The organism is Fibrobacter sp. UWOV1, assembly GCF_900142495.1.
GTDB lineage: Bacteria > Fibrobacterota > Fibrobacteria > Fibrobacterales > Fibrobacteraceae > Fibrobacter.
In genome coordinates, this window is sequence record NZ_FRBA01000008.1 from 1 (window position 1) to 12552 (window position 12552).

A 12552-nucleotide genomic window follows, 5' to 3' on the forward strand; every position below is an offset into this window, starting at 1 on the left:
GGTCGTATTCCGCGACTCTCTTTATTACCTGTTTTGTCTTCATTGGCACTACTCCTGCTTTTTTGAGTAGTGTCAACTTTTTTCAGTATAAGACATGCTCTATGAAAAGGACGATAGGCAAGGTATATGCGATAATACTTATGGTATTGGAAAATCGCCTGACAGCGGAAGAAGCTATCGAGATGATAAGAAAGACTATAGCTTAGAGGGGAGTCCGCTGTCAGGCAGTGATTTCTTTATGACGGACGGTGAAACGCCGCCACGCCTTTATTACCCAAGATAATTAAATTCTTCACGAAAGTCAACCGGAAAATGAAAAAGGGCTAAAGAAGCCCTTTTTGTTTCATGTCCTGTATTTCCTTCTGGACTTCGTTCTTGATTATGCCGCGGATTTTCATTTCGTCTAGCTGTTCTGCTACGCCGCCGCCGAATTCCTTGTCGTCGAAAAGTGCCGGCCTTTTTTCAAACGATATTGAGCTGTTTGAAATCAGTCTGTTCGCGATCTCGTCGCCAAGCAGTTCCTGTATCGTAATTCCGAGTTCAATGAGCTTGCAGATTTTCTCGTAGGTAGGGAACTTGCCCCTTTCCCAAGCCGCCACGAGCGACTGGTCGCAGCCTAGCAGTTCTGCTAGCTGGTACTGCGTAACGCGTATGCGCTTGCGAAAATCTTTAGATCTGAATTCCACGACCCAAATATAATTTTTTTACTAAAAAAAATAATTTTTTTTCAATTATATCTACACAAAATTACTAATAATAATTATATTATTATCATAAATACTGAGTAAAATTACCTTCAATAATAATGCAGGAAATGTTATGGAAGAAAAGAAGAAACAGAAGAACAAGCCCGTGGCAATAACGCCCTTGGCATACAAGACCCTGCACGAGCTTGTAGAGAAGAACCCGAAAGTTGACGGTTCGCCAATGAAATTGTGCGAAATGGCTAGTTCGTTGATCATGAGGGCCGCTAAAGAATGAGACCAGTTGCATATGTAAACCTCCCGATTGCGGAATTCCGTGAAAAGGTAAACGAGTTCGGCAAGGACTACGAAGCGATAGGCAAGTGGGTCCTTTCATTCTCAAAGACCTTGGCTATGATGGGTACGAACGAGCCGAAAGACGATTTTGCGCTACGTCTGCTCAACGAAGTCGAGACTTGGAGAAAGGGCAAGGCCGACAAGATGCGCCAGCTACGTGAGGAACGCAAGGAAAACAAATCCAAGCCCGACGTATATGAACGTGTAGCCGAAGTCGTTACCGAAAAGCCCGCCGTAAAGGTCAAGAAGAAGCTGTTCGGTATGTTGCAGAACGTCTCCTACACCGAGGACGAGGAAATGAAACTCCGAGAAAAGCTCGGGGTAAGGTTTGACCGTGCCGTGGAAATCCTTTCCAACTACAAGGCTTCTAGCGGAAAGCGTTACAAGAGCGACTATGCCGCCACCCTCAATTGGGTCATAGACCGAGTTGAAGAAGAAACGCGTAAGAACGTGTCAAGCATGAGCCAAGCACAAAGACTCGCGATAGGAATGCTCGGAGGTGCCAATGGCTAACGGAACTCCTAGAGAAGCCGCTTTCCTCGTCTGTCTTTCGGAGGCTTACGAACTTGCAGGTCGCAAGGTCGCGGACACGACTATCATGTCTGCCGCAAGGGAAATGGCTGCCAGGATTCCGTGTGACGACAATGACATAAAGGAACTTTTCGTCACTGCAAGGGAATTGGACAACATTCCCACGATAAAGACCTTGTGGAAGGCATGGGAAATAATCGTCAACAACCGACCGCCGGCACCTTCAAATTCTCTCACGTACGATGCCAAGTCCGCATTGATCCGTAGGATAAACGTGAGGGAGACGCTGAGGCTTTTGGCCTACAAGCTCGGAAGATATGGCGATATGTGCAAGGCGTACGAAACGCAGAAAGTCGGTAAGGACGAGTACGAGTACAAGAACCCCGGACTTAAACAACACTTTGACCATGAGATGCTCCCGTTCTTGGAAAAGGTATGCGGCAAGTGGCTGGGCGAGAATCCCAACATGCCGTGGCACCCTATCCAAAAGTTCAAGGGCATTGATTCCAACAAGGAGAAAGCAATATGAACAAGAAAGAACCCGTATTCCTTGTCATTGCACGCGGTGAACCGCTGGGCGTTATGACAATGAGGGATGCATTTAGATGGAGTTGGAGTCAGTCTACGGGACACGTGGTACTTGATTTCATTCCGTTAAAAGAAGGAGAGAAGGTAGATGGCTGAAACAATCTACAAGAGCTTGAAATCCAACACGCAGTACATCGTCCGAGGTAATCCCAATAGGGCCTACCTGCAGGCGACGGGAGAAATGGCCAACAATCCCAAGGTACTTGACCAGATAGCGCACGTACGCAGGGGAGCTTACGATTTCGCTACCGTAGATTGGATGGCACGACAACTCATGAACACTTATTAACAATTGTCACAATTTGTCAACAACAATGAATCCTGGAGAAACGATACATGGAACAGACAAAGACAAGTAACGCGGTAGCCGTTATTACGAAACAGAACGAGGTCACGCAGGAATTGCTGATGGACTACCTCAATCAGACACATTCCAACCTCATGCAGAACGAGATGCAGCAGTTCATTGCGATTGCAATGACCTTCAATCTCAACCCTTGGAAGAAGGAAGTGTACCCTATCGCCTACGGGCAGGGTAACGGCCGCAAGCTGTCCATTATTGTCGGCTATGAGGTCTACCTTCGCCGTGCGGAAGAGTTTCCGCAGTATGACGGGTATCAGACATTCTTTACCGACGAGGGCGCCAAAATGCGCTGCACGTGCAACGTGTACCGCAAGGACAGGAACCACGAAACGAGTGCCACGGTCTACCTGCGTGAATATACGCAGAACAACTCGATGTGGAATACGAAGCCGCACGTGATGCTTGAAAAGGTCGCTATCGCTACCGCCCTGCGCCGTGCGTTCCCGAGCGTGTTCAACGGAATGCCCTATATCGCTGACGAACTGCCGGACGAAATGCCTGGCCGCAACGACCTCAATTCCAAGGGCGATCAGGAAGTGGTCGTGGAACAGAACGCCTCCAAGCCTTCCGAACCTACGACCGAACCGCCCAAGGAAAAGCACGATCCGAAGGATGCGAAAGCGTCCCTCCTTTCGGCTGTCAAGACTTATAACACCAAGCAATTCGCGGCCATGTTGCAGATGTTCGCCAACCAAGACGACGAGGCTCACGGATACGTGGTTGAAAAGCTCAAGGAAAATGGCTGGTCTACGCCCAAGATGGTTCCGTCAGACCGCTACAAGGACGTGGTTGAATGGTTCTATATGGCAAAGGACGGCGGTGTAGTCGAAGAAAAGGAAACCGCCAATGAAGAAGTTACTGAAAACGTAGTTGATACAGAAGAGGTGCCGTTCTAATGGAAAAAGAGAATATTGAAGAAGTAGAAACGACTGCATTGGTCAAGGTAGCTGAGACCGACAAGTCTTTCGCGATTGAAGGGAAAATTGACAATTGGGAAGATTTCTTCTGCGATGACAAGAACTTTATCCCTATCGTGAAATTTGTCAAGACGCGTGCCGAAGGTCTCGTGGCAGATGCAACGACCAAGGAAGGCCAGATCGCAAGAAAGACCCTCGCCAAGAAAATCAACGCACTCGTCAAGGAAATTGACAATGCCCACGATGCCGTAGTCAAGGAACTCAAGGCCAAGCCGAATCTCGTTGACAAGGTTCGTAAGCACGTCAAGGATTCCCTTATCAAGTACAAGGACGACGTGCTTGCCCCGATTAAGGAAATTGAGGCAAGGCAGGCCGAAATCGTGGAAATTGAGAATCTGCCGGCACAAGGTATCGGCTGTGATTCCGCTGGAATCAAGATGCTCCTTGAAAGATTGCTCGTAATGGCCAAGACGCCGGAATATTGGAAAGAGTCTGCCAAGGACGCCGAAAGCGCCGTGATTGAATCTACGCGACAGCTCAAGGATATGCAGGCAAGTGCGGAAAAGGCCGAGGCCGAGAAGCGTGAACTTGAAGAATTGCGTAAGCACAAGGAAGAAATTGAACGTGCCGAACGTGAAAAGCACGAAGCAGAACTCAAGCAAGCGCAAGAAGAAGCCGCACGTCTCGCAAAGGAAAAGGAAGAATTGGAGAAGAAGGCCCGTGAAGCCGAGGAATCCAAGCGCAAGGCCGAAGAAGAAAAAGAAGAGGCCGAGCGCAAGGCTAACGAGGCCATGGACAAACTTACCGAAGATCAACGCAAGGTAGTCGATTCTCCGAAGGTAGAGCCGTTGTTCCCAGAAATGGAAAGGGAACACAAGCGTAAGGTGAATAACGAAGCCCTTGACGCTATTGCAGAAATGGACGAATTGCTCAAGCTGACCGAAGGCGATGTTGAAGATGCCAAGAGTGTAGCTAAGGCCATTATCACGGCAATTGTCAAGGGTAAGATTCCGCACGTGAGGATGATGTACTGATGCGAAGGACGCTACGTAGGCCGTTGAAGTTTCCGGTATCTGCAATTATCGGGGAACGCTGTGGGCACGAATCACTAGCGTATCGGCTTACGTATGCGCTTGAGCAGTGGGCGATGAAACACGGATACAAGGGACATTCGCCACACAATGTAAGGAAGAAGAGCGATATGACGAGACAGACTAGATTGAAATTGTAGAAGAATTAGCAGGAAGTTCCTGCGACCCTCCGATGATTGCGTGCATTCCGCACAATTTTTGTCGGCAGTCACCGGAGGGTAAAATATGACGGCGGTAGAACGGGTCAGCTCACTGACGACTTGCGCCAAGAAGCGATAACAGAGAGTGAGCAACACGGCATGTAGCTCAATGGTCAGAGCGAGGGACTCATAACCCCGAGGTTGACGGTTCAAGTCCGTCCGTGCCGATAGCCCGATGGGTGCAGCATGTTTGACACATGTGTACGACACAACCCCTATAAGAAATCCGCACCCGGAGGGCCCGAATTTGCACGATGGCAGCATAAACTGAAAGTTAAACCAACAACTGAACTTTCTTCTAAAATCTGTAAACATACACACGCACCGCTGCCGGAGTGCAAAACCTTTAAGAATCGCAAGTCATGAACAACTGATTGGCTTGCATCTGCTCGGAAGCCATATTCCGTGTAGACCGGTAGAGAGCGGCTCGTAGATACTCCATTTTTACTTTACCGCTGACCCTCTTCGGCGGCATATAAATCAAGGATTTGTATGGTCGAAGACAAAGAAAGGTGTAACTCTACCGGATAGCTTTTGAACCTGGAGAAACGAAAAATGAACGATGAAATGATTAAGGAATACAAGGAGATGGCGGCGGCTTCGCCCGACACCATGGAATCCAAAATCAAGGCGCACCTCATTGAGAACTGCTTCAAGTATGACGAAGAAAAGTTTGAGGGGTGCATGGAATATCTCGTAAAGATCGCAAAGGAAATCCTCGGCGGAAAGAATGGCGAAGTGCCAGACGATGTATGTTACCGCATCTGCCGTGACTATTTCGATGATGAAATTTGGAAAAAGGAAGAAGAAGAAAAGGCCAAGAGGGAAGCCGAGGAAAAGGCTGAACGTGAGGCGAACGCTTCCATGCCTTCCAAATTCACGCCTACGCCGAGAGAAAAGACAGAAGCCGAAAAAATCGCGGACAAGCACAAGGAACTTATCCGAAAGGCTAATGAAAATCTCGGAATCGCAATCGCTAAGCCCATTGACCTGTTTGCGGAGGCTTTATGATCGGTAAAGTTACATACGAGGACAGAATTGCCGTAGAGAACGGCCATATTGTCCGTATCGTAAACGCATCGTGGCCAGACAGAAGAAGATACAAGGCTGGCAACGTTGACGTGTACCGCATAAGTGACGAAGACAAGGAAAATGTCAAGTGTCTTTGTTACAGCTATATAGCAGGATACGTTATTGATACTGACGACGATATGAACGTATGGGACGAACCTATTATCAAAGTCAACGCGTTCCGTTACGACAAGACTGATTTTCTTCGCAAGAATGATTATGACCTTATCGTTTCCACATATCCCGAATTCAAGTACACGCTGAACAAGGCGCTGCCGCTCAATAGGGCGACAGCGATTGAATTGCTTATACGCTGGAAACAAAACCGTAAGGTTGAATTTCTCGTAGGAGCTAAGCTGAACCGACTCGTTTTCAACAAGACGTTCGCAAGAATGACGAAAGATAAGCAGAAGCGTATTATCTCCTTTATCAATGAAAACAAGGATGCAAGGACTTGGACGCTCAACAAGATCCTGTTCGTCATGAACGGAAAATGTTCCGCAAAAGAGTATGACGAATGGAATGATTTTAGGGATTGTAACGGAAAGGTGGTCGAGTTCAAGTGGTTCAAGAAATATGGTGCCGACAGGACGAAACTTGATTTCTATAGGGACTATATAAATATTGCCGCTTCTTGTGGCCATAATGTCAAGGAAGATTATTGGAAATGGCCGAAGAACATCAAGAAAGCGCATGACAAGGTTGTAAACGAATACAATCTGATTCTTGAGGCTAGACGGATAGAAGAAGAAAAGGCCAGGACGCTTAGGGAAAAAGAACGCAAGAAGATAATGAAAACATTGTCGAAAGAGTTCTGCAACGCCACTCTCCATAAGTCAAACATGTGCGTGTTCATACCCGATTCCGTAAAGAGCGTGAGGGAACACGCCAACAAGTTGCACCAGTGCCTGATGTCATGCGACTACATCGGAAAGATGGCAGAAAGACGTTGCGTGCTTGCTTTCATAACCGACAACAAAGGAAATCCTATCGCAACCGCCGAAATTCTCCCGAACGGGAAATTGGGGCAGTTCTACGGAAATGAGCTTGGTCATGATTTTGAGACGATGAAACCTAGCAAGAAGGCGACAGAAGTCCTAATGACGTGGCTCAAGAAATACGAAAACAACCTCAAGAAATTCATGGCCAAAAAGGAGGCGGCATAATGATTGACGACGAACAGATTGTTAAGGATTGGAAGATCGTAAAGAAGTGCGACAACTGCGCCTACCGCGGGGCAACGACATGCAAGAACTCCGGTGACGGCCCAATACACGAATGCTGGTGTCACCTTGACGGAAATCCGGGACCTTTGCACGACCTTTACGGAGCTGGATGCTCGAAGTGGAAGCTCCGTAGCTGGATCCGCGAGAACTACGAAAAGGAACATACGGAGGAAGTATGATGACCTACGTGTGTGACAAGTGCCTTACGAACAGAAGCGACCAAGGCGAAATGTACCACCTCACTATTACCAAGGTTGCAACGAGCAAGCAGTTAAATACAAAGAGTATAGTCAATGAAATCGACATCTGCAAGCCTTGCTTTGACAAGATGATGGGAGGAAATAAGTGAACGACAAATTGACAGAATTCTGGGCATGGATAGTTGCGGCTTTTATCTATGTGATAATTGTATGGACTGTGATTGCCTACTTCGGCGAAATCGTCATTTTAGTTAGGAAGTTGATTTATGGCTGAAAAGACTGCACAGCAACTAGCGCGACAACGGCTGGCAAATATAGATGTATCCGCATTTGCAGTCAAGCCAAGCACCGACAAGCGTCTGCGTGAAAACCGTGCAAAAGCCTGCGATGCGTCAAAGCGTTACCGCGACACGCCGAAGGGAAAGCTGACGAACTCACAAAAATGCATGATTTATCAGAGAAATCACCCAGAGAAGGTCAAGGTTTACGTGGAGCGCTATCAAGCTAGATGGTCGGAAGAACACGGAGGCGTGGGGATGTGCGCCTGGAATTATTGGAGAAGGCGCTTAGATCGCGGAGAAATCAAGCCGGAAGATGTTCCGCAGAAATACGAAACATGCTTAAACGAATGGAGACTCAAGAATGAACAGCTATAAAGGCTTTAATTACCAAGTTGTCAACGAGGGAAAAATCCTGTGCGATTTTCCGAACGTAGGACAGCTATTGTTCAAGGACATTGACAAGTTCAAGGCTTACGTTGATGGATTCCTTGTAACTCACGATTGTTTCACGATGATTGAAACAGAGTTGCGTAACGCAGTCGAGAAACACCCGAAATTCTGCGACGATTTCAGTAGTGCTTACGCAGAATCTGTAGCAGCAAGTCTTAATCATTTCAGAGAGGTAAATGAAGGAAAGCAACACGCCGATGCGATTCTTCTTGAAGAAGTTTTCGAAGCTGTTTATGCTTACGACCATGGTGAAATGGAAGAATGCCTCAAGGAACTCGCGCAGTGCGGTGCCGTAATCATCCGCATGATGAATTTCGTAAAGAAAGAAATGGTGGAAAAGTAACATGAGTATGAGCGAACTGAAAGAAAGAGATGCGAGAGAATTAGTCATTAACAACCTCGCATACTGTCCTAACGAAGAGAGTATGAGAGTCTACCTCAAGTACGAAGCCGACAAGGTGATTGCGGAATTGAAAGAACGGAGTCAGTGGCATAGACAAAAAGACAAAGACATTTACTTTGAGTGCGGAAAGCATTGGGGTGCAGAATATATCATCAAGATGAAGGATGGCACTACACATCTTGCCTATGGTGGATGTGATGAAGGTGGTGATGGTTCTGTAAGTACATTCCTTCACTTTCAAGACGAAGATTATGAATGGGAATATGACGACATTGACATCTGGTACGAAATCCCCGACCATAGAATCATCGGCAATATAAAGGAGACCGACAAATGAGCGAACTGAAAGCGAGACACGCCTTTGACGTGTACGAAGAATACACCAAGACCGGGGATGACGAGCAGGCACAAGTTTACCTCAAGTCCGAAGCCGACAAGGTGATCTCGACTATTCGGGCGGAGCGCGACGAATACCGCTATAACCTTTCCTGCGCTCGTAATGAAATTCACAATATGCAAATACCAATGAGCGAGTATATTAAGAGGATTGCGGATAAGGACAAGGTGATTGCGGAACTGAAAGCCGATTACAGGGAAGCCTGCGACCGCTTGCAGACTGCAAACCTCATCAAGGACGAGCAACTTGCAGCAACTCGTCACTCCAAGCGCAAGCGGTGCTTGGCGATGGCGCAAGTTCTTGAGCACGTATGCCCAATCACATATCGGAAAGCAAGGTGGCAAAATAAATGGTACCAGCGTTGGCTGGAACTTGCAGAGAGGTTTAAATGAAAGTAGCAAAGCATCCAACACTAAACATTCTTGTAAGAGACGATGGGGCGGTTCTTTTGCCTCCATGCTCTTTGCATAAAAAACAAGATTGGACTTTTGGTAGAGTGGCTGCCTTTAATGGCCATAGGAATTGCCATAGAGTTAATGCTGATTCCGATTGCTTGGGTGGTAAGATTCGTAGAGGAACATACTGACGAGGAGGCGAAGTGATGTACGCAGTAATCAAGAATTTTATGAACGGCGACAAGAAGGTTGTCTACAAGACCGCAGACCTCTTGCAAGCTAGAGATTATGCAGAATCGTTGAACGAAGACTTTGACGACCCGGACGGGGCGCACTACACGGTTGGAATGATGAAGGAGAACGGATAATGGCTATTGAACTGCACCACCTGCATCCCAGCCACGACGACGAGCTGACGCGCCTGAAGTCCCGCATCGCGGAGCTTGAGCGCATGGATACCGAGCACACCTTGCAGATTGCGAAGATGAACGGCTACATTCACCACCTGGAAGAAGAACGCCGCTGGAGAAAGTGCTGTGAGGGTTTGCCGTCGAAAGGACAAAGAGTTCTTTTTCTCGCAAAGTACAAAACAGACAAAGTAAGAGAATGGATTGGCGATTTCCGTCATATTGACGGTATGGAAATAGGTTTCGCTGTTTTCTACGCTAGTACACCTGGTTGGGGTTGTGAATTTTTAATTGATGAAGTAATTGGCTGGATGCCGCTGCCGTCGGCTCCGAAGGAGGACTAATGAAAACGCTCACGCTTACAATCGCCGAACCGTGGTTCTCGATGATTCGGGACGGAAAGAAAAAGGAAGAGTACCGGGAAATCAAGGATCACTACTTACACCAGTTCTACAACTACGCCGAAATGCAGAAGTTCTTCGGTTTACCTCCGCAGCCCTACCACTTCGATCGTCCCCAGGTTTTCCACACGAAGCAGTTCCAGAAGAACTTCGACCTGCTCGTACTTCGCAACGGCTACCGTGCGGACAGCCCGAAGATAACGCTCAAGAACCCGAAAATCCGCGTCGGCACGGGTCGCCCGGAATGGGGCGCGGAACATGGAAAGCTGTATTTCGTGATTACGTGGGGTGAATGATGGAATTCGTATTCATTATGGCGCTCGGGCTGATTTGTTACTTCATCGGATTCTTCTTCGGAAGGGTCACGAAGAACAGAATTGAAATGAGAAAAGACGAATGTAAAACATACAAGGACATCATCGACAGAGAGGGCTAACGATGGCTGACAAAATGAACGAAGATGCCGAAAAGCTGAAAGGCTTTTTGTTCAGAATTATCGACGAGCACAAGACCGCATGTCGCAAGCACCCGGATTTTGTGTCCGCTATCATTGACCCGTCGTCGCGCGTGAGCTGGGCAGAATCCGAAGCGCGAATCAAGCTACGCAACAGCCGGGGGCCTCAATGTGCCGATAACATACTGATGGAAGAAGTCGCCGAGGCGTTCGCTGCCTACCAAGCGGGCGACAAGGAACACGCCTTGCAGGAGCTGGCGCAATGCGGTGCCGTGATTCTGCGTATTATGGAACTTGTTCAGAAAGAAATGATTAAAGAACAAGGAGAATAAATGAAAACTCTTGCAGAACTTAAACAAATGTCGTTTATTCCACACCACGACTGTTCATTGTGTAGATCAATGGTCGGTTGGGTTGTTTCAAAAGATGCGCTTAAACCTTATTTCGACCCTTCATGCGATTGCGGCGGTAGCGCAGGTCATTACGACACATGGGAAAATGTGTTCAAGTGGTACAATACCGTGTTCGAAAAAGAAACCGAAGAAGCTGTACAGGTGGCGTGGAATAAAGAAGTTGTAGCACTCAACAATGAGAAATTAACACCGCAATACATTAGAAGCGAAGTAGAAGACTTCCGTCTAGAAGTAAATAGCCGGTTGAATATGTTGCTGTACCGAATTGACAATTTCGAAGAAAAAGGCCGTGTTGATTTCATTCATCAAAAACTTGAAAATATAGAACGTAATTTCTTTCTCTTTTCCAATTGCAAACCTGTTTGCGAAATGCTAGAAAACCACAAGTCGAACTGGATTCCTAATTCGAAGGGCGGCGAAATCAATTGCAGGAGGAAATGATGGCTGAAATAACATTCAACTCGATGGATGACGATAGGTATTACAATCAAGAGCCTATTCTCATAATTGTTTCCGGTGTCGTACATGAGGCACACTTTGAGAATTCCCGAAATTGGTTCTACCTGTATAATCATTGGCAGCCCGAAGGTATAGGATTTGCCGAATTGCCAGAATATATCAACGAAAACGACGATCGCCTAGAAGGATGGGCGTTCTGTGAGATATGGAGAAACCATGATTAACACAACCAAAAGTAAAGTGTTTAATTATGTAGAGAAAGCGTTGAGCAAACAAACGACTTTATACTATGGCTGTCAAACGCCTAAATGGATTAGAGAAAAGACGGATGCCAAGGCTGGAGACACCGTCACGGTCTACGGAATACCTAAAAAAGAAAAGACAATGCCGTATCAGCATAAAAAAGAAGGGTATGCAATTATCAGTAGGAAACGTGTCTACAATGGAACGCTACTTCTATTTGACGGAAACAAATGGTTTAGACTAGATGGAGGAAAAGTATGATTAACCTCACGAAGCACCAGTTCAAGATTTGCGAGGCGGTACACCTCAAAATGGACTACTACTATATGGGTCCCAAGGACAAGCGCAAGCTGACGGAAAAAGAACGAATGGAAGCCGAGTTGCTTTTGCCCGTATTGCCGAATAGGTGGTGGGAAGAAGACCAGGAATGGATGGTTTTGGCTTCAAACGGAGAAAGAAGGAAAAGGAAATGATTAGAGTTACGGACACGGTTTACTTCTATGATCCCGAAAATGAAGAAACTTGGCCGAAGTTGGAAAAGGACGGGGAGTTCGTCCTCTGCCGTATGGTTAAGGGAGGAATCGGTGATGGCGTCTATCCTTTCGAGGTGTGCGCGACAAGGGCCTTCTCTACCAAGAGATACGACGTGGAAGCGTGGATGCGGATCCCGAAGACGCTTGCCGACGTGAGGAAGTCGCCCGTATGCTGCGAGTGCAAGAGGAAAGTGGACGCAAACGGGATTTACACCGTACTGATGGGGCAGACATACTGCTTCGACTGCATAAAAGCCATAAGGAGAAAGAAAGCGTGAAACTGAATTTAATCTATACGTGCTGTCCGCTCTGTCACGAGGAAAGCTCCGTCGCCGTTGACGAAAAGGGGTACGGGGAATTCCTTGCAGGCAAGCCGATAGGGGAGGCCATGCCGTACTTGACCGAACCGCAGAAGGAAAAGCTCAATAGCGGGCTGTGCCACAACTGCTGGATGAACTTTTTCCCGGAGGAATGAGCATGGAAGACGA

26 protein-coding genes and 1 tRNA gene are annotated in these 12552 nt (G+C 47.2%); 26 read left to right on the plus strand and 1 reads right to left on the minus strand.

The genetic code is table 11. From position 1 onward, the window contains the following. Positions 1 to 323: 323 nt before the first annotated feature. Positions 324 to 686, minus strand: coding sequence for a helix-turn-helix domain-containing protein (locus tag BUC02_RS10970; RefSeq protein ID WP_073322525.1), 363 nt, complete (start codon positions 684 to 686; stop codon positions 324 to 326). Positions 687 to 819: 133 nt separating this feature from the next. Between BUC02_RS10970 and BUC02_RS16240 the strand changes: the two genes are divergently transcribed. The 26 genes from BUC02_RS16240 (at position 820) to BUC02_RS11080 (ending at position 12539) form a co-directional block, all read left to right on the plus strand. After that, positions 820 to 981 (plus strand): hypothetical protein, encoded by a 162-nt coding sequence (locus tag BUC02_RS16240; RefSeq protein ID WP_175549843.1) that lies wholly within the window; start codon positions 820 to 822, stop codon positions 979 to 981. Next, complete coding sequence (locus BUC02_RS10975; RefSeq protein WP_073322527.1) at positions 978 to 1553, plus strand: hypothetical protein; 576 nt, start codon at positions 978 to 980, stop codon at positions 1551 to 1553. Before BUC02_RS16240 ends, BUC02_RS10975 begins: the two co-directional genes overlap by 4 nt. Continuing rightward, on the plus strand, positions 1546 to 2100 hold the full coding sequence (locus BUC02_RS10980; protein WP_073322529.1) for a hypothetical protein: 555 nt from the start codon (positions 1546 to 1548) through the stop codon (positions 2098 to 2100). The genes BUC02_RS10975 and BUC02_RS10980 overlap by 8 nt, the downstream gene beginning before the upstream one ends. Further along, entirely contained in the window at positions 2097 to 2255 is a 159-nt protein-coding gene (locus tag BUC02_RS16245; RefSeq protein ID WP_175549844.1) for a hypothetical protein, read from the plus strand. Before BUC02_RS10980 ends, BUC02_RS16245 begins: the two co-directional genes overlap by 4 nt. Then, positions 2248 to 2448, plus strand: a complete 201-nt coding sequence (locus BUC02_RS10985; RefSeq protein WP_073322531.1) for a hypothetical protein — start codon at positions 2248 to 2250, stop codon at positions 2446 to 2448. The genes BUC02_RS16245 and BUC02_RS10985 overlap by 8 nt, the downstream gene beginning before the upstream one ends. Before the next feature lie 47 nt (positions 2449 to 2495). Further along, positions 2496 to 3419: a phage recombination protein Bet gene (bet, locus tag BUC02_RS10990; protein ID WP_073322533.1), complete on the plus strand. Its 924-nt coding sequence runs from the start codon at positions 2496 to 2498 to the stop codon at positions 3417 to 3419. Next, the gene (locus BUC02_RS10995; RefSeq protein WP_073322535.1) at positions 3419 to 4474 is read left to right on the plus strand and encodes a hypothetical protein; all 1056 of its coding nucleotides are present in this window, start codon (positions 3419 to 3421) and stop codon (positions 4472 to 4474) included. Before bet ends, BUC02_RS10995 begins: the two co-directional genes overlap by 1 nt. Positions 4475 to 4826: 352 nt before the next feature. Continuing rightward, a tRNA-Ile gene (locus BUC02_RS11000) sits at positions 4827 to 4899 on the plus strand. Between the two features lie 387 nt (positions 4900 to 5286). Continuing rightward, positions 5287 to 5742 (plus strand): Cas9 inhibitor AcrIIA9 family protein, encoded by a 456-nt coding sequence (locus tag BUC02_RS11005; protein ID WP_073322537.1) that lies wholly within the window; start codon positions 5287 to 5289, stop codon positions 5740 to 5742. Continuing rightward, positions 5739 to 6968 (plus strand): PcfJ domain-containing protein, encoded by a 1230-nt coding sequence (locus tag BUC02_RS11010; protein WP_073322539.1) that lies wholly within the window; start codon positions 5739 to 5741, stop codon positions 6966 to 6968. Before BUC02_RS11005 ends, BUC02_RS11010 begins: the two co-directional genes overlap by 4 nt. Beyond that, positions 6968 to 7207 (plus strand): hypothetical protein, encoded by a 240-nt coding sequence (locus BUC02_RS11015; RefSeq protein ID WP_073322541.1) that lies wholly within the window; start codon positions 6968 to 6970, stop codon positions 7205 to 7207. Before BUC02_RS11010 ends, BUC02_RS11015 begins: the two co-directional genes overlap by 1 nt. Then, positions 7204 to 7377, plus strand: a complete 174-nt coding sequence (locus tag BUC02_RS16250) for a hypothetical protein (protein WP_175549845.1) — start codon at positions 7204 to 7206, stop codon at positions 7375 to 7377. Before BUC02_RS11015 ends, BUC02_RS16250 begins: the two co-directional genes overlap by 4 nt. Before the next feature lie 117 nt (positions 7378 to 7494). After that, on the plus strand, positions 7495 to 7884 hold the full coding sequence (locus BUC02_RS11020) for a hypothetical protein (RefSeq protein WP_073322543.1): 390 nt from the start codon (positions 7495 to 7497) through the stop codon (positions 7882 to 7884). Further along, complete coding sequence (locus BUC02_RS11025) at positions 7871 to 8302, plus strand: hypothetical protein (protein WP_073322545.1); 432 nt, start codon at positions 7871 to 7873, stop codon at positions 8300 to 8302. The genes BUC02_RS11020 and BUC02_RS11025 overlap by 14 nt, the downstream gene beginning before the upstream one ends. An 82-nt stretch (positions 8303 to 8384) precedes the next feature. Next, positions 8385 to 8699 carry a hypothetical protein gene (locus BUC02_RS11030; RefSeq protein WP_139261120.1) on the plus strand — a complete coding sequence of 105 codons (315 nt, stop codon included), beginning with the start codon at positions 8385 to 8387 and terminating at the stop codon, positions 8697 to 8699. Next, complete coding sequence (locus BUC02_RS11035) at positions 8696 to 9151, plus strand: hypothetical protein (protein WP_073322549.1); 456 nt, start codon at positions 8696 to 8698, stop codon at positions 9149 to 9151. Before BUC02_RS11030 ends, BUC02_RS11035 begins: the two co-directional genes overlap by 4 nt. A gap of 206 nt (positions 9152 to 9357) precedes the next feature. Further along, positions 9358 to 9522, plus strand: a complete 165-nt coding sequence (locus BUC02_RS16255) for a hypothetical protein (protein WP_217653080.1) — start codon at positions 9358 to 9360, stop codon at positions 9520 to 9522. Beyond that, complete coding sequence (locus tag BUC02_RS11040) at positions 9522 to 9905, plus strand: DUF551 domain-containing protein (RefSeq protein ID WP_073322551.1); 384 nt, start codon at positions 9522 to 9524, stop codon at positions 9903 to 9905. Before BUC02_RS16255 ends, BUC02_RS11040 begins: the two co-directional genes overlap by 1 nt. Next, positions 9905 to 10258, plus strand: a complete 354-nt coding sequence (locus tag BUC02_RS11045) for a hypothetical protein (RefSeq protein WP_073322553.1) — start codon at positions 9905 to 9907, stop codon at positions 10256 to 10258. Before BUC02_RS11040 ends, BUC02_RS11045 begins: the two co-directional genes overlap by 1 nt. Continuing rightward, complete coding sequence (locus BUC02_RS16260) at positions 10255 to 10398, plus strand: hypothetical protein (RefSeq protein WP_175549847.1); 144 nt, start codon at positions 10255 to 10257, stop codon at positions 10396 to 10398. Before BUC02_RS11045 ends, BUC02_RS16260 begins: the two co-directional genes overlap by 4 nt. A gap of 2 nt (positions 10399 to 10400) precedes the next feature. After that, positions 10401 to 10748 carry a hypothetical protein gene (locus BUC02_RS11050; protein ID WP_073322555.1) on the plus strand — a complete coding sequence of 116 codons (348 nt, stop codon included), beginning with the start codon at positions 10401 to 10403 and terminating at the stop codon, positions 10746 to 10748. Further along, positions 10749 to 11270 carry a hypothetical protein gene (locus tag BUC02_RS11055; protein WP_139261121.1) on the plus strand — a complete coding sequence of 174 codons (522 nt, stop codon included), beginning with the start codon at positions 10749 to 10751 and terminating at the stop codon, positions 11268 to 11270. It abuts the gene before it with no gap. Positions 11271 to 11504: 234 nt separating this feature from the next. Then, positions 11505 to 11792 carry a hypothetical protein gene (locus BUC02_RS11065; protein ID WP_073322561.1) on the plus strand — a complete coding sequence of 96 codons (288 nt, stop codon included), beginning with the start codon at positions 11505 to 11507 and terminating at the stop codon, positions 11790 to 11792. Then, complete coding sequence (locus BUC02_RS11070) at positions 11789 to 12004, plus strand: hypothetical protein (protein ID WP_073322563.1); 216 nt, start codon at positions 11789 to 11791, stop codon at positions 12002 to 12004. Before BUC02_RS11065 ends, BUC02_RS11070 begins: the two co-directional genes overlap by 4 nt. Continuing rightward, positions 12001 to 12342, plus strand: coding sequence for a hypothetical protein (locus BUC02_RS11075; protein WP_073322565.1), 342 nt, complete (start codon positions 12001 to 12003; stop codon positions 12340 to 12342). Before BUC02_RS11070 ends, BUC02_RS11075 begins: the two co-directional genes overlap by 4 nt. Next, entirely contained in the window at positions 12339 to 12539 is a 201-nt protein-coding gene (locus BUC02_RS11080; protein WP_073322567.1) for a hypothetical protein, read from the plus strand. The genes BUC02_RS11075 and BUC02_RS11080 overlap by 4 nt, the downstream gene beginning before the upstream one ends. Positions 12540 to 12552: the final 13 nt, after the last annotated feature.